This window comes from [Mycobacterium] manitobense, from assembly GCF_025821665.1.
GTDB lineage: Bacteria > Actinomycetota > Actinomycetes > Mycobacteriales > Mycobacteriaceae > Mycobacterium > Mycobacterium arseniciresistens.
The window spans coordinates 67,521-89,996 of sequence record NZ_JACKSJ010000117.1; the positions used below are offsets into that span (position 1 = coordinate 67,521).

Here is a 22,476-nt window from a genome sequence, read left to right on the forward strand (position 1 = left end):
TCAGGTGTCGATCGCTGCGATCGCCTCGGCGGTGCGTAGGTCGGCGTAGGCGAACGAATAGCGTTGCGCCAGGGCCAGAGCGATGTCGGGGCGCTGCCACAGTTCGCCCGCGCTGGCGGTGCACAGCCACAGCGTCAGACCGTGTGCCACCGACGCCCGGTAGCGCAGCCAGACCTCGTCGGACGACGGCGCCTCGTCGGCGGGCAGGCCGAGCGAACCGCGGTACTCCTCGAGCAGGTCGCGTTCGCTGCTGCGACGGTCCTCGGTGGTCAGCGCGCCCTGCAGGAAGTACCCCAGGTCCAGCGACCAGTTGCCGCGCCGGGCGACCTGCCAGTCCAGGAATCCGATCTCGCCGGTGGGCAGCAGGTAGGTGTTGCCGATGTGCGGATCGCCGTGCAGCAGTGTCTGCGGCGACTTCGTCAGGCTGCGGATGTAGGGCGCCCAGATGTCGCCGATGAGTCCGCCGATGGTCAGTGCCATCACCTCGTCCGGCGCGTCGTCACCCAGTCGGTCGAGCGCGGCCTGCAGGGGCGCCGCGCCCATGCCCTCCCAGGGCACGAACGATTCCAGCCATTCCAGTTCGGGTGTCTGCGACCGTGCGCCCCAGTACTTTCCGTGCATCCGGGCCAGACCCCGCACCCCGGTCGCCGCCTGTTCGGCGGTCAGCGGGCGGGTGGCGTCGCGCGGGTCGGCGTCACGGGCCGTCAGGTCCTCCATGACCAGGATGAAGTCCTCGCGGGCCTCGTCGATCACGGCGGCGTACACGGTCGGGTGTTCCAGCGGCAGCTCGACGCCCGAGTTGAACAATCGGGGCTCGTGGAAAAGCCCACTGGTCAGCCGCACCAGATCGCGATGGCCGGGGTCGACCGCCTTGACGAACACCGTCTCCGGCCCCGAACCCGAGGTGTAACCCAGCCGCAGCCGGGCCCGCCGGTTGGTGCCGTCGTCGCGCAGGTCGACACTGACCGAGCCCACCACCGCGTCCGGGTGGTGATCACTGAGCGCCGCGGTCATCCAGACACCGGTGATGTCGTCCCAGTCGTTCGGGACCGTCAACTCGACGCTGGTCATCGGACGATGGCGGGCATCGAATCCCAGCCGCGCACAGTCGAAGTGGGCGAGAGGGCGGCGTTGGCCATGTCGACGTCCCATTCCGGGAAGCGTTTGAGGATCTCCTCGAGCGCGATGCGGCCCTCCAGCCGGGCCAGCGCCGAGCCGAGGCAGTAGTGGGTGCCGACACTGAACGCGAGGTGCTGGCGCGGTTCGCGGTGGATGTCGAACACGTCGCCGTCGGGCGGGAACTGCCGGTGATCGCGCACCGCCGCGCCGATCAGCATCATCATCACGCTGCCCTCCGGCACGGTCTGGCCGTGGATCTCGACGTCCCGGGTGACGTAGCGCGCGACGTGCGGCGCGGGCGGCTCGAAGCGCAGCAGCTCCTCGATCGCCTGCGGGATGAGCGACGGGTTCTCGACGAGTTCGCGGCGCTGGTCGGGATGTTCGGCGAGCACCTTGGCCGCCCAGCCGATCAGGCGGGTGGTGGTCTCGTTGCCCGCGCCGGCGACGACGTTGATGTAGATCAGCAGTTCCTCGCGGCTGAGGTGGCGCTTGACCCCGTGCTCGTCGGTGAATTCGACGTTGAGCAGCTCGGTCATGATGTCGTCGGAGGGGTTCTCCGTGCGCCAGTCGATGTAGGCCTCGAAGATGGAGCCGTCGACCAGGCCGTCCTGCGCGGCTGCCATCGGCTTGCCCGCCTCGGTGCGCAGCTGCGCGTTGCCGTGGTCGCGGATCTTCTCCTGGTCCTCCTCGGGTATGCCGAGCAGTGCGCTGATCACCCTCATCGGCATGATGGCGCCGAAGTCGGTGATGAAGTCGAACCGTCCCGACTCCATCGCCGGATCGAGGCTCTGGGCGCAGAATTCGCGGATCTTGGGCTCCAACGCGTTGACCTTGCGCGGGGTGAACATCCGGGCGAGCAGCTTGCGGTGGATGTCGTGGATCGGCGGGTCCTCGAAGATCACCGTGCCCGGCGGGATGTCGATGTTGGCCTTGATGAGCTCGACGATCGCACCGCGCGCGGAGCTGAACGTGCCGTGGTCGACGAGCGCCTTGCAGACGTCCTCGAACCGGCTCACCGCATAGAAGTCGTGCTGGGCGTTGTAGTAGAGCGGCGCCTCTTCGCGCAGGCGCTTGAACATGGGATAGGGGTCGGCATTGAGTTCGACATCGTAGGGATCGAAATAGGGGTCGAAGTAGACGCCGGGGCTGGCACTCACGGTCACGGAAAACCCTCTCTTTACGCGAGAGGCAGCTTACACGCGTAAGTATTACAAGTAACCCCCGATCTGTTAAGCGGTCGGCTTAGTGATCAGGTCGATTCGCGCTGGATCAGCGTGGCCACGTGGTCGATGCCCGGGTCGTGCTCGGTGGGGTAGCCGAGCTCGGCCATCATCGCGGCGACGGACACCTCGACGATCACCCGTGCGTCGAAACCCACAGAGGTCAGCGGCGGTCCGCTCACCGCGCCGAGCGGGCGGGCGTCGACGCCCATCACGGCCAGGTCCTCGGGGCAGCGCAGACCCGCCTGGCGCAGCCCGTGCAGCACCACGAAGGCCGTCTCGTCGCTCTGGGCGCAGACCGCTGTCACTCCGTCGTCGACGAGCGTGCGCACCTGATCGGCCGCGCCGGTCCCGTCGGTGGCGAAGGTGGCGACCTCGAGGTCGGGCATGCCTCGCGCACGTGTTGCGATACGCAACCCCTCGAGCCAGTAGTCCCCCAGCGGGCGCAGGCGGTCGATGTCGGAGTGGGCGAAGGCGATCCGGCGGTGCCCGCGCTCGGCGAGGTGGCCGATCCGCAGCTCGCCGATGGACAGGTGCAGCGCGCCCATCGCGCGCAGCTGGGCGCTGCCGAGGTGGATCTGCGGGATGCCGCGGGCGCTCACCGCCGCCAGCGCGGCACCGGTGAGGGGGAACACGCTGGTGACAGCCGCCGGATCGAGGTCGGTGACGGCGTCGATCACATTGCGGTCGTCGTCGGTCTCGAACTGCAGCGACAACACGATGCCGTGGCGGGCCAACGCGGTGGTCAACCGGCTGCCGACCTCCATGGGCAGTTCGCCGAGCGCGATCCGCGGGACGATGTAGAGCACCACACCGCTGCCGCCGACGGCGAGGTTGCGGGCCGCGAGATTCGGCCGGTAGCCGAGGCGGTCGGCGGCGTCGCGCACCGCCGCCCTGGTCTGCGGCGAGATCCGCTGACCCTCGACGTTGTTGAGCACGTAGCTGACCGTGGCCGTCGAGACCTTCGCGAGGCGTGCCACGTCGGCCTTGGTCGGCCTCGCCGCTCCTCTCACTGCCACGGGGTCATCGTCGCACGTCAGGCCACAGACCGACGGGCCTCGGCACCGCCGGCTGCCAGCGGGCGGCCCGCGGACTCCCGCAGCGTCAGCAGGGTCGCCGCCGACACCACCGCCGCGACGATCAGGTAGACGGCCGGCGCGAGGTTGTTCCCGGTCTCGCTGATCAGCCAGGTGACGACGTAGGGCGTGGTGCCGCCGAACACCGCGACCGAGATGTTGTAGCCGATCGAGAAGCCGCTGTAGCGGACCCGGGTGGCGAACAGTTCCACCCCCGCGGTCACCGCCGCGGCCACGTAGACCGACTCGACGGCCGCCAGCACACAGTGCGCGACGACGGCGGCGACCACCGAGCCCGAGTTCAGCAGCAGGAACAACGGATACGCCCCCACCGCGAATGCCACCGCCCCGCCGATGAGCAGCGGCCTGCGACCGATCCGGTCCGACAGCGCCGCGAGAGGCAGGATCAGCACCAGCGCGACCAGGCTGGCCAGCGTGACCGAGACGAACGACGTCGTCCTGCTGAGCTGCAGCGTGCTGATCATGTAGGTCGGCAGCACCGTGAACACCACGTAGTAGCCGACGTTGAAGACGACGAACAGGCCGATCACCTGCAGGATGGGCCGCAGCGCCGTGGTGGCGGCCTCACGCAGCGGCGAGGCGGCGACGTCGTCGGACGCGCTGAGCGCTTCGAACTGCGGGGTGTCGTCCAGCTTGAGCCGGATGTAGAGGCCGACCAGGCCGAGCGGTGCGGCGATCAGGAACGGGATGCGCCAGCCGTAGCTCTCCATCACCGCGGTGGACAGCGTCGCCTGCAGGACGGTGACGGTGATCGAGCCGAGCAGGAAGCCCAGCACACCGGACCAGGCGATGAACGTGACGGTCAGCCCGCGCCGGCGATCGCGGGCGTACTCTGCGAGATACACTGCGCCACCGCCGTATTCGCCGCCGGCGGAGAAGCCCTGCAGGCAGCGCAGGACCAGCAGCAGCAGCGGGGCCGCGACGCCGATCGCCGAATAGGTGGGCAGCAGGCCGATCCCGAGTGTGGCGGCCGACATCAGCAGGATCACCAGGGCCAGCACGCGCTGCCTGCCGATGCGGTCGCCCAGCGGCCCGAACACGAATCCACCGAGCGGACGCATGAAGAAGGCCGCCGCGAAGATCGCGAACGTCTTGAGCAGTGCGGCGGTGTCGTCGCCGGAGGGAAAGAAGTTCGCCGCGATGAACGTCGCCAGGAAGCCGTAGATCGCGAAGTCGAACCACTCGACGGCATTGCCGATCGACGCGCCGGTGACGGCCTTACGCACCGCGGCGGTGTCGGCCTGGCGGACCGGGGCGGGCTGGCTGTCCATGGCGAGACGGGAGCCTACACCGCACTTACCCGCATAAGTAGTGGTTCAGAGCCCGAGCCGGACGGGCCTCGCCGGTCAGAGCCGGCTGATCGCCTCCGACGCCTCGGACGCCGAGATCCGGCGCCTGTCCAGGGCCTCGCTGATCGCCTTGACGTCGGACACCATCTCCACGTACTCACGCAGCCGCATCAGTTGCCGCTTCATCGGCCTTCCTTTCGTCGCCTCTTCGTTCAATCCAACGCCGCGGCGCCGCCGCCGACGTCGCGGAGCGCGGTGAGGTCGGTCACGACGGCGGTGACGTTGCGCACTGCGGCAACCGATCCGGATGCAGGCCACACGATCGCGTCACACCGGGCCCGCCGGGTTGCATACTGCTCACATGTCAGGTGTGCGATGAAAGCCGTGAGCTGTCGGGCCGGTGCGCTGGAGGTCGTCGAGTTGGCCGACCCGACGCCGGCCGACGGTCAGTTGGTGCTCGACGTGACGCGCTGCGGCATCTGCGGTACTGATCTGCACGCCCGCCACCACGCCGACGAGCTGCTCGGGGTGATGGACGTGGTCGGCTACCGGGACTTCATGCGCAGCGACACTCCCGTGGTGATGGGGCATGAGTTCTGCGGGACTGTCGCCGAACGCGGCCGCCGCGCCGCGAAGGAGTTCAAGGCGGGCACCACCGTGGTGTCGTTCCCGTTCATGCGCGCCGACGGCGGCGTCCATCTCACCGGCCTGTCACCGAAGGCGCCGGGCGGCTATGCCGAACAGGTTGTGGTCGAGGCGGCGATGAGCTTCGTCGTGCCGAACGGGCTCGCCCCCGACATCGCCGCACTCACCGAGCCGATGGCGATCGCACTGCACGCCGTGCGACGCAGTGAGATCGCCAAGCGCGACACCGCGATCGTGCTGGGCTGCGGGCCGGTCGGGCTCGCCGTCATCTGTCACCTCAAGGCGCTCGGCGTGTCCAAGATCGTGGCGAGCGACTTCTCCCCCGGCCGCCGGGCGCTGGCCACCCGCTGCGGCGCGGACTTGGTAGTGGACCCCGCCGTCGACTCGCCGTACTCCGCCGCCTCCCAGAAGGGCGCGATCACCGACGTGCCCGCCCTGTACGAGCTCGCTATGTCGTCGATGGAGAAGCTGCGACGGCTCCCCGGCTGGGCGCACGTGTACCGGGCGGCCGACGCGCTGGGCGCCGCGGGCCCGAAGCGGCCGGTCGTCTTCGAATGTGTCGGCGTCCCCGGCATGATCGACGGCGCCCTCGCCGGCGCGCCGCTGCAGTCGCGGGTGATCGTCGTCGGCGTCTGCATGGGCGAGGACATGCTGCGGCCGTCGATGGGCATCGCCAAGGAGATCGACCTGCGCTTCGTGTTCGGTTACACCCCGCTGGAGTTCCGCGACACCCTGCATCTGCTCGCCGACGGCAAGGTCGACGCGTCGGCACTGGTGACCGGCATCGTGGGCCTCGACGGCGTGGCAGCCGCGTTCGAGGCGCTCGGCGATCCGGAGGCGCACGCGAAGATCCTCATCGACCCCGCGAGCAGCGCGACGGCTCCGGTGGCCACGGCGTGACCGACACACCGGCGCCCACCGGGGTCGCCGGCGAGGTGGTCGGCAGCCTCGGCCCGAACTGGTTCGCGTCGGTGATGGGCACCGGCATCGTCGCGACGGCCGCGGCGACACTGCCCGTGCACCTGCCCGGACTGCGCGCCTTCGCCCAGGGCGTGTGGGTGTTCGCCGCCGCGCTGCTCCTGGTGCTCGTGATCGCGGTGACGCTGAACTGGGCACGGCACCCGACCATCGCGCGCGGTCATGCCCGCAACCCGCAGATGATCCACTTCTACGGCGCCGCACCGATGGCGTTCCTCACCGTGGGGGCGGGCACGTTGCTCCTCGGCGCCGATCTGATCGGCACGGATCTGGCCGTGGACATCAACTGGCTGCTCTGGTCCGTCGGCACCGCGGGCGGGTTGTTCACCGCGATGACCATCCCGTTCCTGATGTTCACCCAGCACGAGGTGGAACCGGACGCCGCGTTCGGCGGGTGGCTGATGCCGGTCGTCCCGCCGATGGTGTCGGCGGCGACCGGTGCGCTGCTCATCCCCCACATGGCACCCGGCGCCGGACGGGCCACCATGCTCTACGCCTGTTACGCGATGTTCGGCATGTCACTGGTGGCCGCGCTGATCATCGTCACGATGATCTGGAGCAGGCTGACGCACTACGGCACATCGGGGACCGCACGGGTGCCGACGCTGTGGATCGTTCTCGGCCCGGTCGGCCAGTCCATCACCGCCGCAGGCACACTCGGCGGGCAGGCCCACCTCGCGGTGGACGCGCCGATCGCGGAGGCTTTCAACCTGCTGGCGATCCTGTACGGCGTCCCGATGTGGGGTTTCGGCGTGCTGTGGGTGGCGCTGGCGACATCGCTGACCGTACGGACGCTGCGGCGCGGGATGCCGTTCGCCCTGACGTGGTGGAGCCTGACCTTTCCCGTCGGCACCTTCGTCACCGGCACCTCGCAACTGGCCCTGCACACGGGCCTGCCCGCGCTGCGGGTCGCGGCGGTGCTCGCCTATGCGGGGCTGCTGTGCACCTGGCTGCTGGTGGCGGTGCGCACCGCGCTGGGCAGCGCGCGCGGGGACCTGCTGCACCCGCCGCTGAACCCGGGCCCGGTACGGGCGCGTAAGGATCCCGCCCGCTGAGGCACGGGGCCGTCCCAACGGATCGCCCGATCCAAGTAAGGTGACCCTAATTTTGGATCGCCCGCGTGCGCCGCGGGGAAGCGAGGGGAGGCAACCGGTGTCCGACGGTTCGGAGTTCTCACTGGTGATCGGCTATGCCAGTGACATGGGGTCGGCCGAGTACGTCGCCTACCAGCTCGCCACAGCGCTCAAGGAGATCGGCATCGACGCCACCGAGACCGAGCTCAACGACATCGGCTACGACGACCTGCGCGGCGCCACCCACTTCATCGTCGTGGCATCGACATGGGGCGACGGCGAGCTGCCGGACAACGGCACCCTGTTCTGGGAGATGCTGAGCGCGCAGGACGCCGACCGGCTGGACCACCTCGATTTCGCGGTCTTCGCCCTCGGCGACAGCGGCTACGAGCTGTTCTGCAACGCGGGCAAGATCATCGACGAGCGGCTGGCCGAACTGGGAGCGACGCGCGTCGCCGACCGGGTCGACTGCGACGGCTACTACGAGTCGGAGTCCGAGGCGTGGATCCCGGACATGGTCAAGCTGCTGGAGGCGACCCGCGCGGCGACCGGAGGCGCACCGAGCGTGGTGGCCGTCGCGGCGCAGGAGGCCGATGCACCCGCACCGTGCCCGTGGACCCACCACAACCCGTACGCCGCCCGTCTGGTGGTCAACCGTAGGCTCAACGCCGCCGCCTCCGACAAGGAGGTGTGCCACTTCGAGATCGACCTCGGCGACTCGGGGATCACGTACGCGGCAGGCGATTCGATCGCCGTACACCCCGTCAACGATCCGGCGCTGGTCCAGGCGATGCTCAGCCGGCTGGGAGTCGGGGTGGATCACGAGGTCGACGGCCACGACCTGACACTCGACGAACTGCTCCTCGAGCACTTCGAGATCCGGACGCCGTCGCGGGCGCTGCGGGATCTCGTCGCGTCGCGCATCGGGGACACCCCGGCCGACGTCGACGTGCTCGACCTGATCGACATGGCGGACCTGGATGTGCACGAGGTACTGGACACGTTGCGGCCGTTGCAGTTCCGCGACTACTCGATCGCCTCCAGCCCGCTGGAGCACCCGAACCGCGTACACCTCACGGTGGCAACGGTGCGGCACGCGGTTCGCGACCGCCGCCGCGGCGGCGTCGCGTCGACGTACCTGGCCGACCGGTGCCAGACCGTCCGGATGCACCCGCGGCCGAACCACCACTTCCGGCTGCCCGCTCCCGACGTGCCGATCATCATGGTCGGGCCGGGCACCGGCATCGCGCCGTTCCGCGCCTTTCTGCAGGAGCGGCGGGCCACCGGGGCGAGCGGGAAGTCCTGGCTGTTCTTCGGTGACCGCAGGCGCGCAACCGATTATCTCTACGGCGACGAACTGCAGGGGTTCCTCGATGCAGGCGTGCTGAGCCGGCTGGATCTGGCGTTCTCTCGGGACGGACGCGACGAAGGCCGCCTCAAGGATTATGTGCAGCACCACATGCTGGCCGGCGCTACGGACCTGTACGCGTGGCTGGAGGACGGCGCGTACTTCTACGTCTGCGGCGACGCCGACCACATGGCCCGCGACGTCGACCGCGCACTGCACGACGTCGTCGCGACCGCGGGCGGCAAGTCGGCCGACGACGCCCACGCCTATGTCAACGACCTGATCCGCAGCCACCGCTACGTGCGCGACGTGTACTGAGTGCGGGCGGTGGGACTCGAACCCACAAACTCTTTCGAGCACCGGCACCTAAAGCCGGCATGTTTGCCAGTTTCATCACGCCCGCGACGAAGCGATCTTAACGCCGGCATCTCGGTGAACTGTCGGTAGCGCCGCCTAGTGTTCGCTGTACAACGAGAGGAACAGCGCACGGTGCGGTCAGCCGAGGAATACGACGAGGTCCAACGTCTGATCGCGTGCGGAGGGAACGACTGTGAGATCGCACGTCGTACCGGCATTCCTCGGCGGACGATCTGTGACTGGCGACGGAAGTCCGCGCGCCTGACAAGAGATCCCGCCGAGGGCTGCGGCGCAACACACGATTTCACTGCGCTCCCCCCTAGCGCGTATGCCTACGTGCTCGGGATGTACTTGGGCGACGGCTGCGTATCTCGCAGGACACGCTCGTGGGTCCTGCGGATCACATGCGACACCCAGTATCCACTCATCGTCAGTCGCTGCCGGGCTGCCATCGATGCGTTCATGCCGGGCCAGCGTTCGAACACAGTGCGCCGGAAAGGGCAGTGCCAGATTGTCTATCTCGTGTCCAAGCACTGGCCATGCCTTCTCCCCCAACACGGACCGGGCCGCAAGCATCACCGGCGCATCGCCCTCGAGCCGTGGCAGCAGGCGCTTGTCGACCAAGCCACCGAGGAGTTCGTCTGCGGCCTGATCCACAGTGACGGTTGCCGGGTCGTCGCCAACGACCGCGGTGTACGCAGTGTCCGCTACCACTTCTCCAACCGGTCAGAGGACATCCTCGGCCTCTTCACCGCCGCGCTGGATTCGCTCGGGACCCCTTGGACCCGGTCCACGAAACACATAGTGTCGATCTACCGCAAAGCCGCCACCGCGCGCCTTGACGAATTCATCGGTCCGAAGGACGGCGCGGTACCGTTGGACAATGTCCACTACACGGCGTAGGAGACCGGCGCTCATCGCGCTGGTGACCCTCGGCGCCGCCGGCTGCCTCGCCCTGGCGTGGTGGCAGTGGACCCGCTACGAGTCGGCGTCCGGTTCGTTCCAGAACCTCGGCTATGCGCTGCAGTGGCCGATGTTCGCCGGCTTCTGCTTCTACGCGTACTACAAGTTCGTCCGCTACGAGGACGCCCCACCCGAACCGACTCGCGGCGACGACGTCACCGAGATCCCCGCCGGCCTGCTTCCCGAGCGGCCCGCGGCGGCCGACGCACCCGACGACGACGATCCGACCCTGCGCGAGTACAACGCCTATCTGGCCGAACTCGCCCAGAACGACAACGAAGGCAGGACCAAACCATGACCGCCCCCGAGACACCGCAGGCCCCCACGCCCGTCGGCGTGAGCACCGAGACGATCCGCAAAGCGCTGCTCGGCTACCGCGTGCTGGCCTGGACAACCGGTATCTGGCTGATCGCGCTCTGCTACGAGATGGTGATGAAGTACGCCTTCGACAACGACTCGCTGAGCTGGATAGCCGTCGTGCACGGCTGGGTCTACTTCGTCTACCTGCTGTTCGCCGCCAACCTCGCGGTCAAGGTGCGCTGGCCGATCGGCAAGACCATCGGCGTGCTGCTGGCCGGCACCATCCCCCTGCTCGGCATCATCGTCGAGCACTTCCAGACCCGCGACATCAAGGCGCGGTTCGGGCTGTAGCCCCGGCGGGCGCCGTCTCCGCGTCGTCCGCAGAGGCGTCCTCGCGGGCCGGGATCAGCAGCGCCATCACCGTCGCCAGCGCCGCCGCGCCCGCGGCCACCACCAGCGCGATCCGCAGCGCGTTCAGCGTCGGGAAGACCGCACCGCCGACCGTCACCGTCAGTCCGGCGAGGATCGCGCCGATCACGGCGCTCGAGATCGACGTGCCGAGTGCGCGGGCCAACGCGTTGATGCCGTTGGCCGCCGCGGTCTCCGACATCGGCACCGCGGCGTTGATCAACGCGGGCAGGCTCGCAAACGCCAAGCCGACTCCCACGCTGACCAGCACGTTGAACACCATGACCTGCCAAGGACTCTGGATCAGCGCAAGTCCGGACAGGTACGACGCCGACACCACCGCTCCGCCGATCACCAGGGTGAATCTGGGGCCACGTACCGCCGCGATCCGGGCGGCGACGGGCGCCGACACCATCATCGCCAGGCCGCCGGGCGCCAGCCACAACCCGGTGTGCAGCATGCTCTGGCCGAGGCCGTATCCGGTCGACGCGGGCAACTCGAGCACCTGCGGCCCGATCAGCGACATGGCGAACAGCGCGAACCCCACCGCGATCGACGCCAGGTTGGTGGTCAGTACCGGCCTGCGCACCGTGGTCCGCAGATCCACGAGCGGCATCGGGGTGCGCAACTGCCACCATCCGAACACCGTGAGCACCACCGCTGACCCGGCGAACATGCCCAGCGTCGTCACGCTCGTCCAGCCCCAGCCGCCGCCCTTGGAAATGGCGAGCAGCAGCAGCACCAGGCCGGCCGCCAACCCCACCGCGCCCGGTCCGTCGAAGCGGTCGGCCGACGCCGACGGGATGCGTGGCACCAGCGCCGCGAACAGCAGTCCGGACACCGTGCCCAGCGCGGCGGCGAACCAGAACAGCGCGTGCCAGTCGAAGCTGTCGGCGATGACGGCCGACAGCGGAAGCCCCAGTGCGCCGCCGACGCCGAGCGAGGCGCTCATCAGTCCCATGGCGGTGCCGACGCGGTGCGCGGGCACCGACGCCCGCAGCACGCTGATGCCCAGCGGGATGATGGGCATGCCGAAGCCCTGCAGGGCGCGGCCCACCACCATCAGCAGCAGCGAACTGCTCAGGGCGGCGATCAGCGAGCCGATGGTCAGCAGCACCGTGCAGATGATGAGAATCGGCTTGGGCCCGTGCATGTCACCGAGCCGGCCGAACACCGGTGTCGCGACCGCGGCCGTCAGCAGGGTGGCGGTGATCGCCCACGACGCATTCGACGCGCTGGTGTTCAGCAGCGTCGGCAACTCGGGGATCAGCGGGATGACGAGCGTCTGCATCAGCGACACGCTGATGCCCGCGGCCGCCAGCACCGCGACGATGATCCCGGGATGACGACGCACGCCGGGGATGCTACCCCTTAGGTCATCTATGCAAACCCGGGCGGTGTCCGTCTCACTGCGACGGCGCGAGCTCCCCGAGCGCCTTCTCGGCCCCGCGGTTCAGCGGCACCGGGCCGGTGTCACGTGCTGTCTCGACCTTGATGCCCTTCGCGGCGCCCACCGCCTGCTCCAGCTGCGACTTGCGGTCGAACAGCGTCTTGGTCAGCACGCACGCGAGGTTGGCGTCGATGTCGTCGCGCACCAGCAGCAGGTTCGGCACCACGATGGTCTTCGCATCGGCAGCGGCGCCGTAGGTCGCCGCGGGGATGACGCCCTCCTCGTACACCGGGCTGATCTCCTGCATCTTGGCCAGCTGCGGGGTGATGTCGAGGAACGTCACGGCGTCGCGCCGCGTGGTGAACAGGTCGGTGATACCCGGCGTCGGCAGACCGCCCGACCAGAACATCGCGTCGATCGAACCGTCCTTCATGCCGTCGACCGTCTTGGTCAGGTCGAGGCGCTGCGCGGCGACGTCACTCTGCGGGTTCAGCCCGGCCGACTCGATCAGCCGGTTGGCGATCACCTCGGTGCCGGAACCGGGCGAACCCGTCGAGACGCGCTTGCCGCGCATGTCGGCGATCGACCTGATGCCCGCATCGGACCGGACCACCACCTGGGTGTAGTTCGGGTAGAGGCGCGAGATCGCCTGGATGGGTTGCTTCTCGCCGTCGAAGCCGCCCTCGCCCTCGACGGCGTCCGATGCGGTGTCGGCCAGTGAGAACGCCACCTGGTACGCCCCGCCGACGAGCTGCTGGATGTTCTGCACCGAGGCGCCGGTCTCGGCGGCGGTGGCCTTGACCTTCCCGTCGGTCGCCGACGAGATCTGTTCTGCGTAGGCGTTTCCCAGCGAGAAGTACACGCCGGTGGCATTGCCGGTCGCGATCGCGATCCGGGTGTCACCGGTCACCTCGCAGGTCACCTCGCCGCCGGTGTCGGCGGCCGGTTTGTCTTGACGGCCACCGCATCCGGTGATCGCCGCACCGACCATGAGCAGTCCCGCGCCCACCGCGATCGCACGTCTCATTCTCGTCTCCTCTTGTCGATGATGGCCAGCGCGACCGCCACGAGCAGGCACGCCAGTCCCGCCACGATGGTGACGGGATCGAGGAACAACAACAGCAGGGCGGATACGGCGCCGAACACCCGCGACACGCGGTTGGCCTCTCCAACGCCGAACACCCAGCCGCCGACCGCGACCGACAGCGCCGCGATCCCCGCGCACGCCGCCGCGGTCACCCACAGCACACCGATGACCGAACCGCGGCCCAGCAGATGCTCGCCCGGTTCGGTCACCACGAAGGCGATCGGCACCAGGAACGCAGGCAGGCCGTAGCGCAGCGTGTGCCACATCGTCGGGATGGCCCGCCCGCCCGTCACGGCCGACGCACCCACCGCCGCAAGGGCCGTCGGCGGGGTGATCTCCGAGAGCACCGAGTAGTAGAAGACGAACATCGCCGCTGCGGGCGCGGGCACGTCGAGCTCGAGCAGCGCGGGCCCGATGATCACCCAGCCGATCACGAACGACGCCGTCACCGGGATCGCCAGGCCGAGCACGGCCAGCGCGACCGCGGCGAAGACCGCCGTCAACGCGAGCATCAAGGTGCGGTTGTCGGTGATCGCGTCGACACCGCGCACCAGCACCGACGAGAACTGGGCGCCGAGGCCGGTCTTGGTCGTCATCGCGGTGATGACCCCGGCCGCCGCGCAGACCGCGACGACGGGCAGCACACCGCGCACGCCGGAAGCCAGCGCGTCAAACGTCCGGTGCGGCGTCAGCCGGTGCCTGCGGTCGAGGAACGACAGCGCGAACGCCAGCACCGTGGCGTACACCACGGCCCGGGTGGCGCTCACCCCGAACGCCAGCAGCACGACGATCGCGATCAGCGACGAGAAGTGATAGCCGAAGCGCAGCAGGAGTTTCCACGCCGACTGCGCTTCGAACTCGGCGGGCCGCACGCCGAACCGGCGGGCGTCCATCTCCACGGCCAGCAGGATGCCGAGGTAGTACAGCAGCGTCGGGATGGTGGCCCAGCCCAGCACCGTGAGGTAGGAGACCTCGAGGTACTCGGCGACGATGAACGCCGCCGCGCCGAGCGTCGGCGGCGACAGCAGCGCCCCGACGCCGGCCGCCGCGAGCACGCCGCCGGCCCGCTCCGGTGTGTATCCGGCCTGCTTCATGATCGGCCAGGTGACCGCGCCGGTGCTGACGGCGGTCGCGGTGCCCGATCCGGAGACCGTGCCCAGCAGGAAGCCCGACGCCACGGTGGTGCGGCCCGCCGCGCTGCGCGAGCGGCGGAAGGCGGCCACCGACAGGTCGACGAAGAACCGGGCCGCACCGGACCGTTCGAGCACCGCACCGTAGATGGTGAACAGCACGATGTAGGTGGCGGCCACATCCAGCGGGGTGCCGAAGAACCCGCTGCCCGAGTTGTACAGCGCGTCGATGATCTGGTCGAAATCCAGTCCGGCGTGCGCGATGTCCCAGCCCTGCGGCAGCAGTCCGCCGTAGTACCCGTAGGCGAGGAACACCGCGCACACGATCGGCAACGCCCACCCCGTGGTGCGGCGGCAGGCCTCGAGGATGAGCACCAGCAGCAGCGCGCCCATCACCACATCGGTGGGTTCCAGCAGACCCTGCCGGTCCAGGAACGCGTTGTACCCGCCGCCGCCCGAGCCCAGCGCCATCGGCAGCACCGGGTACAGGCACACGAGCAGGGTGACGAAGGCCAGCACCCAGTCGAGAACACCGGGCCGGTCCTCGGGGTCGATGCGCGGCAGTCCGGACCGGTAGACCAGATACACCAGCGGCAGGGTGCCCGCCAGGAAGATGATCAGGTAGTACTGGCTGCCCTGCGGCAGCGGCCGGAACACCTGCCAGATCGTCAGGATCGCCACCGCGAACGCGATCACCGCGACGGCGCGGTCCACCCAGCCGCTGAGCTGACGACCCGGGCGCTCCTGGTCGTCGGCCTGCGGGATGTCGGTGAGAGCCGCCGACGGCGGTGGGGTCGACGGCGCAGTGGCAACCGACGTCGAGGGGCCGGGCTCTTGCGGCGTTGACCTCTCCATCGAGAGAGACGTTATGCCGCAGCGCCTGCGTTCGTGGCTGATTGCGGTGAGTCGGCGCGATTGCCCGGAGGTCAGCCCCCGGTGAGCGCCCGCAGCGCCGGGATCAGCTGCGCCAGAGCTCGGCCGCGGTGTGACGCCGCGTCCTTCTCGGCGGGGCTGAGTTCGGCTGCGGTGCGGTCGTTTCCGTCCGGCAGGAACACCGGGTCGTAGCCGAATCCGCCGTCACCGCGCGGCGCCACGACGATGCGCCCCCGCCACTCACCGCGTACGACGGTGGTGTGCGCCGGGTCCGGTCCGGTGACCAGCGCGCACGCCGACACGAATGCCGCGCCGCGCCGCTCGTCGGGTACGTCGCGCATCTGGGCCAGCAGCAGCGCGGTGTTTCGGGCGTCCTCGCCATGGGTGCCGCACCAGCGCGCCGACAACACCCCCGGCATGCCGTTCAGCGCGTCCACCGCCAGGCCGGAGTCGTCGGCGACCGCGGGCAGTCCGCTCGCCCGCCATGCGTCGCGCGCCTTGGCGACGGCGTTTTCCTCGAACGTGGCGCCGGTCTCGGGCGCCTCCTCGAAGGGCGCCACGTCGTCGAGCGAGCGCAGCTCCAGCCCCGACACCCCGGCGGTGTCGAGGACGCGGCGCAGTTCGGCCAGCTTCTTGCGGTTGCGCGTTGCGACCAGGACGTCGACCACGACCGTCAGCTGCCGAACGCCTTCTTCGGCGGCGACGACGGCTCCGGCAGCACGCCAGGGTAGGGCAGTTCGAGCGCCTCGCGCTGCACGACGAACAACTGGTCGCAGGCGGCGAGCGCGACGTCGAGCAGCTTGTCCAGTGTCGAGCGCGGGAAGGTCGCGCCCTCCCCCGTGCCCTGCACCTCGACCAGCGTGCCGGTGTCGGTGGCGACCACGTTCATGTCCACCTCGGCGCGCGAGTCCTCCGTGTAGGGCAGGTCGACGCGCACCCGGCCGTCGACGACGCCGACGCTGACCGCGGCGATCGCGCAGGACAGCGGGCGCGGGTCGGAGAGCTTGTCGGCGGCCGCGAGGTAGGTCACCGCGTCGGCGAGGGCGACGTAGGCGCCGGTGATCGCCGCTGTGCGGGTGCCGCCGTCGGCCTGCAGCACATCGCAGTCGATGGCAATGGTGTTCTCGCCGAGGGCATTGAGGTCGATGCAGGCCCGCAGCGAGCGGCCGATGAGCCTGCTGATCTCCTGCGTACGACCGCCCACCCGGCCCTTGACCGACTCGCGGTCCGAGCGGTCATGCGTGGCGGCGGGCAGCATCGCGTACTCGGCGGTGAGCCAGCCCTGGCCGGAGCCCTTGCGCCACCGCGGAACGCCCTCGGTGACGCTGGCGGTGCACATGACCCGGGTCTGGCCGAACTCCACCAGCACCGAGCCCGCCGGATGGGTGGTGAAACCGCGGGTGATCACGACGGGCCGCAGTTCGTCGTCGAGGCGGCCGTCTTCTCGTCTGGACACGCGCCAACCCTAACCGGTGAGCCGGGTGATTCAGCGCCGCGGGACGTCGAACGTCTCGCCGCAGACCACGGCGTGCACCGGGCCGTCGAATTCGGCCTTGGCTTCGCTGATCACGTCCTCGCGGGAGGTCCACGGCGGGATGTGGGTGAGCAGCAGCTCCGACACCCCGGCCGCGGCCGCCATCTGGCCGGCCTCGGTTCCGGACAGGTGCAGTTTCGGCGGCCGGTCCGGTGAATGCGTCCAGGACGCCTCGCACAGGAACACGTCGGCGCCGCGGGCCAGCTCCACCAGCGCATCGCAGACGCCGGTGTCCCCGCTGTAGACGAACGAGGCGCCGGACGGATCGGTGAACCGCATGCCGTAGGACTCCGTCGGGTGGCACACCAGCCGGGGCAGCACGTTCAGGGATCCGATGTTCACGGCCTCGCCGTCGACCCACGGCCGGACGTCGAAGATGTCGGAGAAGTCGTCGATCTCGCCGCCCTCAGGAGACGACGCGGCGCCGAGCCGGGCCCAGGTGTTGGCCGGGCCGTACATCACGCCGCGGGCGGGCGCGGGTGTCGGGCCGTAGCGGCGCCACACGAACAGCCCCGGCAGGTCGAGACAGTGGTCGGCGTGCAGGTGCGACAGCAACACCTGGACGTCGTTGGGATCGGCGTAGCGCTGCAGCGCGCCGAGCACGCCACCGCCGAAGTCGATCACCAGTGGCGGGGTGTCGGGCGCGGTGAGCAGATATCCGGACGCCGGCGAATCAGGCCCGGTAACGCTACCGGAGCAACCGAGCACGGTGATTCGCACGCCCACTAGCTTGCCATGCCCGATACGCCGAGGACGAAAACATCACCGCTTTGCATCCGGCCGAAAGTCATACGTCACATCCTCGCGTCGGCGTGACGGCGAACCGGCCGGACACCGTCCAGACCGGGACCCAGGAAACGGGCCGCAAGGGTGGTGAACGCGTCGGGATCTCCGGTCGCCTCGAAGCTGCGCACCGGCGGTTCGGCGACGGGGTCCTCGGGGTGCGGGCGCAGCAGATCGCGCTCGGTGAGCACGCGCAGCAGGTCCTTGGCGGTCTCCTCGGCGCTGGACACCAGGGCCACCTCGTCGCCCATCGCCAGCTGGATGAGCCCCGACAGCATCGGGTAGTGCGTGCAGCCCAGCACCAGGGTGTCCACCCCGGCGCGCTGCAGCGGCTCGAGGTAGCCCTCGGCCAGGCCGAGCACCTGACGCCCGCTGGTCACCCCGCGCTCGACGAAGTCGACGAACCGGGGGCACGCGACGGCGGTGACGACGGTGTCGCGGGCAGCGGCGAACGCGTCCTGGTAGGCGCCCGATGCGACGGTCGCCGCGGTGCCGATCACCCCGATGCGGCCGTTTCGGGTGGTGGCCGCCGCGCGCCGCACCGCGGGCCGGATCACCTCGACGACGGGCACCGGTGCGTAGCGTTCGCGGGCGTCGGCCAGGCACGCCGACGAGGCGGTGTTGCAGGCGATCACCAGGGCCTTGACGCCGCGGGCGACGAGGTCGTCGCCGATGGCGAGCGCATGGGCCCGGATCTCGGGGACGGTCAGCGGGCCGTAGGGACCGTTGCCGGTGTCGCCGACGTACACGATGTTCTCGTCGGGCAACTGGTCGATGATCGCCCGCGCAACGGTGAGGCCGCCGACGCCGGAGTCGAAGATGCCGACGGGAGCGCTGACATCCGTCACGACGTCAGGTACGGGTTCGCCGGGGTCTTGCGGCGCTCGCGCGCGGCGCGTTCCGGCTTCGACAGCAGATAGGCCGCGACGACGCCTGCCACGGCGCCGCACAGATGGCCCTGCCAGGAGACTCCCGGGGTGCCGGGCAGCACGCCCAGCAGCACGCCGCCGTAGACGAACAGCACGATGACGCCGACCACGATCTCCCACACCTTGCGGGTGAAGAAACCGAACACGATCAGGAACGCCAGCCAGCCGAAGATCAGGCCCGACGCGCCGATGTGATTGGTCTCGCACCGCACGCCGACGTACGGGCAGTGCGCGCCGATGTTGCCGATCAGCCAGGTGCCGAGACCGCCGAGGATCCACACGATCGCGGTCGCGTAGATGAACCGCGACAGCCCGGCGAGCGTCATCAGGAAACCGAGCACGAGCGCAGGCACGGTGTTGGCGATCAGGTGGTCCCAGTTGGAGTGCAGCATCGGGGCGAACACGATGCCCCAGAGCCCGTCGGACTCCAGCGGCCGGATCCCGTTGTCGTCCAGGCGGTGCCCGGTGATGTTGTCCCAGATCTCGATGACGTAGAGCAGCGCCACGAAGCTGAGCACGGTGAGGCCGCCGACGAGCCATGCCGGCCGCTTCTTCGGCTTCGGCGGTTGCCCGGCGGCGTATCCACTGCCACCGCCGTACCCGCTCATGCCCATAGCTGCCCTTCCAGCGCGTCCTCGGCGTCATCCAGGCTACCGGCGTACGCGCCGGTCGACAGGTACTTCCACCCGGCGTCGCACACCACGAACGCGATGTCGGCGCGCTGTCCGGCGGCCACCGCCTTGGCCGCCACCCCCAGCGCGGCGTGCAGGATCGCGCCGGTGGAGATGCCGGCGAAGATGCCCTCGATCTGCACCAGCTCGCGGGTGCGCCGGATAGCGTCGAACGACCCGACGGAGAACCGGCTGGTGAGCACGTCGGGGTCGTAGAGCTCCGGAATGAAGCCCTCGTCGATGTTGCGCAGCGCGTACACGCCCTCGCCGTACCGCGGTTCAGCGGCCACGATCGCGATGTCGGGCACCTGCTCACGTAGGTAGCGGCCGGTGCCCATCAGTGTGCCGGTGGTGCCGAGGCCCGCGACGAAATGCGTGATCTCGGGCAGATCCGCCAACAGCTCAGGGCCGGTGCCCTCGTAGTGCGCGGCCGAGTTGGCCGGATTGCCGTACTGGTAGAGCATCACCCATTCCGGGTTCTGCGCGGCCAGCTCCTTGGCGTGCGCGACGGCGGTGTTCGAGCCACCCTCTGCCGGCGAGTCGATGATCCGGGCGCCGTACAACTCGAGCAGCTGCCTGCGCTCGATCGAGGTGTTCTCCGGCATCACGCAGATCATCCGGTAACCCTTGAGCAGCGCGGCCATCGCCAGCGAGATGCCGGTGTTGCCGCTGGTGGGTTCCAGGATGGTGGCGCCAGGGGCGAGCAGGCCGTCGCGTTCGGCCTGCTCGATCATCCGCAGGGCGGGGCGGTCCTTGATCGAGCCGGTGGGGTTGCGGTCCTCGAGCTTGGCCCACAGCCGCACATGCGGGGCCTCGCCCTCGTCGTGCCACCGCGGCGAGAGCCGCTGCAGACCGACCAGGGGCGTGTTGCCGAGCGCCTCCAGCGGCGAGTCGTATCTCACCCGCCGGCCACCGCGGGGAGGATGGTGACCGAATCGCCGTCGGCGACCGCGGTGTCGAGCCCGCCGGAGAACCGCACGTCCTCGTCGTTGACGTAGATGTTGACGAAGCGGTGCAGCTTGCCCGGCTTGTCGGGGTCGATGAGCCGGTCGGAGATGCCCGAGTAATTCGCCTCGAGGTCGCTGATCACCGCGGCCAGCGTGGCGCCGGACGCGGTGACGCGCTTCTCGCCGCCGGTGTGCGTGCGCAGGATGGTGGGAATCGAGACAGTGACGCTCATGGTGGTCCTCTTTCGGAGCTGGTGGGCGGGGCTGGTGTCAGTAGGCGGTGTCAGTAAGCCGTGACGACGGTGACGGGTTCCTCGGTGACGACACCGTCCACGATGCGGTAGCTGCGCAGCTCGTGGTAGTCGGCGTCGCGGGTGGACACCAGGACGTAGTGGGCGTCGGGTTCGGACGCATACGAGATGTCGGTGCGGCTCGGGTAGGCCTCGGTGGCGGTGTGCGAGTGGTAGATGACGACGGGCACCTCGTCGGCGTCGTCCATCGCCCGCCACACACGCAGCTGCTCCTGGGAGTCGAACCGGTAGAAGGTCGGCGACCGTTCGGCGTTGAGCATCGCCACGAACCGTTCCGGACGGTCCGAGCCCTCGGGGCCCGCGATGATGCCGCAGGCCTCGTCGGGGTGGTCGGCACGGGCGTGCGCGACCATGGCGTCGACCAGGTCGGCGCGAATCGTCAGCACGGGTACCTCCTCGTCGCACTCGTCGCGCGCCTGCTCATCCGAACGCTCCGGGCAACAGGCTCCGGTATGTCGGTATTCCGGCCACCGGTTCGGCGGCCAGGACGCCGACCAGCACCGCCCGGGCCAGGCAGTCGGCCGCGGCGGCCCCGACGCTGGTGATCAACGCCATCTCGGGCGTCATCGACGCCGGGGTGTCCGGCGGCGGGGCGACCTCGATCGCGCCGGTGGCCAATGCGAACACGGTATCGCCGTCGTGCGGGGTGTGGGACGGGCGCAGGGTGCGGGCCAGTCCGTCGTGGGCGGCGAGGGCGACGCGGCGGCAACCGGCCGGGCTGAGCGCGGCGTCGGTGGCCACCACCGCGATGGTGGTGTTGAGCGGGCTGTGCTCGACGTGGCGGTCGAGATACGCGGCGATCTCGTCGGCCGGCGGTCTGCGCAGCCCGAACTCCTCGGTGAGGTACGCCGTCCACGGCAGCCCGGTGGCGGTGTCGACCGCGTCGCCCGCCGCGTTCACCACGACGAGCGCGCCGACGGTGACCCCGGAGTCCAGCATCGTCGACGCGGTGCCCACGCCTCCCTTGAGCACACCCACGCGGGCGCCGACGCCGGCGCCGACGGTGCCGAGGGCCACCTCGGTGCCCGCTGCGGCCGCGGCGGTGTAGCCGAAGTCGGCGGTCGGCCTGCAGCCCCAGCCGCCGACCGGAAGATCGAAGATGACCGCGCCGGGCACGATCGGCACCACGCCGCCGTCGAGTGCCACCCCGCGGCCCTGCTGCTCCAGCCACGTCATCACACCGTCGGCGGCGGCGAGGCCGAAGGCGCTGCCACCGGTGAGCACCACCGCGTCGACGTGGCGGACCGAGTTCATCGGGTCCAGCAGATCGGTCTCGCGGGTGCCGGGTGCGCCGCCCCTGCCGTCGACCGCGCCGACGGTGCCGGGCGGGGTGAGCACGACGGTGGTGCCGGTGGCCCAGCCGGAGCCCAGCGTGGCGTCGTCGTCGAGGCGGTGGTGCTGGCCGACCAGGATTCCGCCGACGTCGGTGATGGAACCGCTCATCTGGCCTTGCCCATCAGCGCCAGCACCAGGTACTCCTGCAGCACCGTGAGCCACTGGTACACGTCGAGGTGGCCGGCCATCGGATGGTCCGGCGGCAGCTCGTCGGGCCCGCCGTCGCCGATGTCGAGCATGGTGCCCAGCGCAAGCCGCACGTCGTTGACGGCGGCAACCCAGGACTCGGCGTCGTCCTCGGACAGCTCGAACTTGCCGCCACCGCCCGGTAGCGTATCCAGCAAACGTTGTCCCGCTTGCCTTTTCGCATCGAGAATGGTCGGCTCGTGCAGGCTGCGCAGCGCACTGTTGAGACTCTCGGCCGTGCCGGACCCGGCCGGATGGTCGTTGTGCGGCTTGAAGAAGTCGGGCAGCAGCCGCTTCATCGTCTCATCCTGCGGCGGCTGGGAATTGCCGGTGCGCATACCGGTGATCGCCTCGAGTTCGTCTGCCGGCGAGGAGGATTGACGTTCCTCGAGCATGCCCAACAGAGATGTCACCAGGTTCTGCAGCAGCGCCGCCTCGTGCTCGGCGAGCGCCGACCGGAACCGCGGGCCGCCTGCACCGTCGATCCGTTTCCATTTGCGCAC

24 protein-coding genes and 1 tRNA gene are annotated in these 22,476 nt (G+C 69.7%); 6 read left to right on the forward strand and 19 right to left on the reverse strand.

Going from position 1 to position 22,476, the window contains the following annotated elements:
* The 5 genes from H7I41_RS14645 to H7I41_RS14665 all read right to left on the reverse strand — a co-directional run bounded on the left by H7I41_RS14645 (position 1) and on the right by H7I41_RS14665 (position 4,911).
* Positions 1–1,071, reverse strand: coding sequence for a phosphotransferase (locus tag H7I41_RS14645; RefSeq protein ID WP_264013321.1), 1,071 nt, complete (start codon positions 1,069–1,071; stop codon positions 1–3).
* Complete coding sequence (locus H7I41_RS14650; protein ID WP_264013322.1) at positions 1,068–2,282, reverse strand: cytochrome P450; 1,215 nt, start codon at positions 2,280–2,282, stop codon at positions 1,068–1,070. The genes H7I41_RS14645 and H7I41_RS14650 overlap by 4 nt, the downstream gene beginning before the upstream one ends.
* 86 nt (positions 2,283–2,368) lie before the next feature.
* Positions 2,369–3,358: a LacI family DNA-binding transcriptional regulator gene (locus tag H7I41_RS14655; protein ID WP_264013323.1), complete on the reverse strand. Its 990-nt coding sequence runs from the start codon at positions 3,356–3,358 to the stop codon at positions 2,369–2,371.
* Positions 3,359–3,375: 17 nt separating this feature from the next.
* On the reverse strand, positions 3,376–4,707 hold the full coding sequence (locus H7I41_RS14660) for an MFS transporter (RefSeq protein WP_264013324.1): 1,332 nt from the start codon (positions 4,705–4,707) through the stop codon (positions 3,376–3,378).
* Between the two features lie 75 nt (positions 4,708–4,782).
* On the reverse strand, positions 4,783–4,911 hold the full coding sequence (locus H7I41_RS14665) for a hypothetical protein (protein WP_264013325.1): 129 nt from the start codon (positions 4,909–4,911) through the stop codon (positions 4,783–4,785).
* A gap of 189 nt (positions 4,912–5,100) precedes the next feature.
* Between H7I41_RS14665 and H7I41_RS14670 the strand changes: the two genes are divergently transcribed.
* The 3 genes from H7I41_RS14670 (at position 5,101) to H7I41_RS14680 (ending at position 9,087) form a co-directional block, all read left to right on the forward strand.
* Complete coding sequence (locus tag H7I41_RS14670) at positions 5,101–6,270, forward strand: zinc-binding dehydrogenase (RefSeq protein WP_264013326.1); 1,170 nt, start codon at positions 5,101–5,103, stop codon at positions 6,268–6,270.
* Entirely contained in the window at positions 6,267–7,403 is a 1,137-nt protein-coding gene (locus H7I41_RS14675; RefSeq protein ID WP_264013327.1) for a TDT family transporter, read from the forward strand. The genes H7I41_RS14670 and H7I41_RS14675 overlap by 4 nt, the downstream gene beginning before the upstream one ends.
* A gap of 97 nt (positions 7,404–7,500) precedes the next feature.
* Positions 7,501–9,087, forward strand: coding sequence for a diflavin oxidoreductase (locus H7I41_RS14680; RefSeq protein WP_264013328.1), 1,587 nt, complete (start codon positions 7,501–7,503; stop codon positions 9,085–9,087).
* A 1-nt stretch (position 9,088) separates the two neighbouring features.
* On the opposite strand, the gene H7I41_RS14685 is transcribed toward H7I41_RS14680, so the two are convergent.
* Positions 9,089–9,172 (reverse strand) — tRNA-Leu (locus tag H7I41_RS14685).
* Between the two features lie 416 nt (positions 9,173–9,588).
* Here H7I41_RS14685 and H7I41_RS14690 point away from each other — a divergent pair.
* From H7I41_RS14690 to H7I41_RS14700, 3 genes are read left to right on the forward strand one after another with little or no spacing between them, the layout of a single operon-like run.
* Entirely contained in the window at positions 9,589–10,029 is a 441-nt protein-coding gene (locus H7I41_RS14690) for a hypothetical protein (RefSeq protein WP_264013329.1), read from the forward strand.
* A complete protein-coding gene (locus H7I41_RS14695; protein WP_264013330.1) occupies positions 10,010–10,387 on the forward strand; it encodes a hypothetical protein in 378 nt (125 codons plus the stop codon). Before H7I41_RS14690 ends, H7I41_RS14695 begins: the two co-directional genes overlap by 20 nt.
* Complete coding sequence (locus H7I41_RS14700; RefSeq protein WP_264013331.1) at positions 10,384–10,740, forward strand: DUF3817 domain-containing protein; 357 nt, start codon at positions 10,384–10,386, stop codon at positions 10,738–10,740. Before H7I41_RS14695 ends, H7I41_RS14700 begins: the two co-directional genes overlap by 4 nt.
* On the opposite strand, the gene H7I41_RS14705 is transcribed toward H7I41_RS14700, so the two are convergent.
* The 13 genes from H7I41_RS14705 to aosR all read right to left on the reverse strand — a co-directional run bounded on the left by H7I41_RS14705 (position 10,718) and on the right by aosR (position 22,476).
* A complete protein-coding gene (locus tag H7I41_RS14705; protein ID WP_264013332.1) occupies positions 10,718–12,151 on the reverse strand; it encodes an MFS transporter in 1,434 nt (477 codons plus the stop codon). The genes H7I41_RS14700 and H7I41_RS14705 overlap by 23 nt on opposite strands.
* A 52-nt stretch (positions 12,152–12,203) precedes the next feature.
* Entirely contained in the window at positions 12,204–13,214 is a 1,011-nt protein-coding gene (locus H7I41_RS14710; RefSeq protein WP_264013333.1) for a TAXI family TRAP transporter solute-binding subunit, read from the reverse strand.
* Positions 13,211–15,259 carry a TRAP transporter permease gene (locus H7I41_RS14715; protein ID WP_264013334.1) on the reverse strand — a complete coding sequence of 683 codons (2,049 nt, stop codon included), beginning with the start codon at positions 15,257–15,259 and terminating at the stop codon, positions 13,211–13,213. The genes H7I41_RS14710 and H7I41_RS14715 overlap by 4 nt, the downstream gene beginning before the upstream one ends.
* A 71-nt stretch (positions 15,260–15,330) precedes the next feature.
* Entirely contained in the window at positions 15,331–15,945 is a 615-nt protein-coding gene (rdgB, locus tag H7I41_RS14720; RefSeq protein ID WP_264013335.1) for an RdgB/HAM1 family non-canonical purine NTP pyrophosphatase, read from the reverse strand.
* Between the two features lie 5 nt (positions 15,946–15,950).
* A complete protein-coding gene (gene rph, locus H7I41_RS14725) occupies positions 15,951–16,733 on the reverse strand; it encodes a ribonuclease PH (protein WP_264013336.1) in 783 nt (260 codons plus the stop codon).
* 30 nt (positions 16,734–16,763) lie between these two features.
* Positions 16,764–17,537 carry a cyclic nucleotide-degrading phosphodiesterase gene (locus tag H7I41_RS14730; protein WP_264013337.1) on the reverse strand — a complete coding sequence of 258 codons (774 nt, stop codon included), beginning with the start codon at positions 17,535–17,537 and terminating at the stop codon, positions 16,764–16,766.
* Between the two features lie 68 nt (positions 17,538–17,605).
* Positions 17,606–18,442 (reverse strand): glutamate racemase, encoded by an 837-nt coding sequence (gene murI, locus H7I41_RS14735; protein WP_264013338.1) that lies wholly within the window; start codon positions 18,440–18,442, stop codon positions 17,606–17,608.
* Positions 18,439–19,137 carry a rhomboid family intramembrane serine protease gene (locus tag H7I41_RS14740; RefSeq protein WP_264013339.1) on the reverse strand — a complete coding sequence of 233 codons (699 nt, stop codon included), beginning with the start codon at positions 19,135–19,137 and terminating at the stop codon, positions 18,439–18,441. Before H7I41_RS14740 ends, murI begins: the two co-directional genes overlap by 4 nt.
* On the reverse strand, positions 19,128–20,096 hold the full coding sequence (locus H7I41_RS14745; RefSeq protein WP_264013340.1) for a cysteine synthase: 969 nt from the start codon (positions 20,094–20,096) through the stop codon (positions 19,128–19,130). The genes H7I41_RS14740 and H7I41_RS14745 overlap by 10 nt, the downstream gene beginning before the upstream one ends.
* Complete coding sequence (locus tag H7I41_RS14750) at positions 20,093–20,374, reverse strand: MoaD/ThiS family protein (RefSeq protein WP_264013341.1); 282 nt, start codon at positions 20,372–20,374, stop codon at positions 20,093–20,095. Before H7I41_RS14750 ends, H7I41_RS14745 begins: the two co-directional genes overlap by 4 nt.
* 50 nt (positions 20,375–20,424) lie before the next feature.
* Positions 20,425–20,838 (reverse strand): M67 family metallopeptidase, encoded by a 414-nt coding sequence (locus tag H7I41_RS14755; RefSeq protein WP_264013342.1) that lies wholly within the window; start codon positions 20,836–20,838, stop codon positions 20,425–20,427.
* 34 nt (positions 20,839–20,872) lie between these two features.
* Positions 20,873–21,895 carry a P1 family peptidase gene (locus H7I41_RS14760; RefSeq protein WP_264013343.1) on the reverse strand — a complete coding sequence of 341 codons (1,023 nt, stop codon included), beginning with the start codon at positions 21,893–21,895 and terminating at the stop codon, positions 20,873–20,875.
* The gene (gene aosR / locus H7I41_RS14765) at positions 21,892–22,476 is read right to left on the reverse strand and encodes an oxidative stress transcriptional regulator AosR (RefSeq protein WP_264013344.1); all 585 of its coding nucleotides are present in this window, start codon (positions 22,474–22,476) and stop codon (positions 21,892–21,894) included. Before aosR ends, H7I41_RS14760 begins: the two co-directional genes overlap by 4 nt.

Bases quoted from the DNA above. Each gene is read 5' to 3' on its own strand.
- H7I41_RS14645 (WP_264013321.1), bottom strand. From the start codon at position 1,071: ATGACCAGCGTCGAGTTGACGGTCCCGAACGACTGGGACGACATCACC.
- H7I41_RS14715 (WP_264013334.1), bottom strand. From the start codon at position 15,259: ATGGAGAGGTCAACGCCGCAAGAGCCCGGCCCCTCGACGTCGGTTGCC.
- H7I41_RS14690 (WP_264013329.1), top strand. From the start codon at position 9,589: ATGCCGGGCCAGCGTTCGAACACAGTGCGCCGGAAAGGGCAGTGCCAG.
- H7I41_RS14760 (WP_264013343.1), bottom strand. From the start codon at position 21,895: ATGAGCGGTTCCATCACCGACGTCGGCGGAATCCTGGTCGGCCAGCAC.
- H7I41_RS14695 (WP_264013330.1), top strand. From the start codon at position 10,010: ATGTCCACTACACGGCGTAGGAGACCGGCGCTCATCGCGCTGGTGACC.
- H7I41_RS14670 (WP_264013326.1), top strand. From the start codon at position 5,101: ATGAAAGCCGTGAGCTGTCGGGCCGGTGCGCTGGAGGTCGTCGAGTTG.
- H7I41_RS14740 (WP_264013339.1), bottom strand. From the start codon at position 19,137: ATGGGCATGAGCGGGTACGGCGGTGGCAGTGGATACGCCGCCGGGCAA.
- H7I41_RS14710 (WP_264013333.1), bottom strand. From the start codon at position 13,214: ATGAGACGTGCGATCGCGGTGGGCGCGGGACTGCTCATGGTCGGTGCG.
- H7I41_RS14660 (WP_264013324.1), bottom strand. From the start codon at position 4,707: ATGGACAGCCAGCCCGCCCCGGTCCGCCAGGCCGACACCGCCGCGGTG.
- H7I41_RS14700 (WP_264013331.1), top strand. From the start codon at position 10,384: ATGACCGCCCCCGAGACACCGCAGGCCCCCACGCCCGTCGGCGTGAGC.
- H7I41_RS14665 (WP_264013325.1), bottom strand. From the start codon at position 4,911: ATGAAGCGGCAACTGATGCGGCTGCGTGAGTACGTGGAGATGGTGTCC.
- H7I41_RS14750 (WP_264013341.1), bottom strand. From the start codon at position 20,374: ATGAGCGTCACTGTCTCGATTCCCACCATCCTGCGCACGCACACCGGC.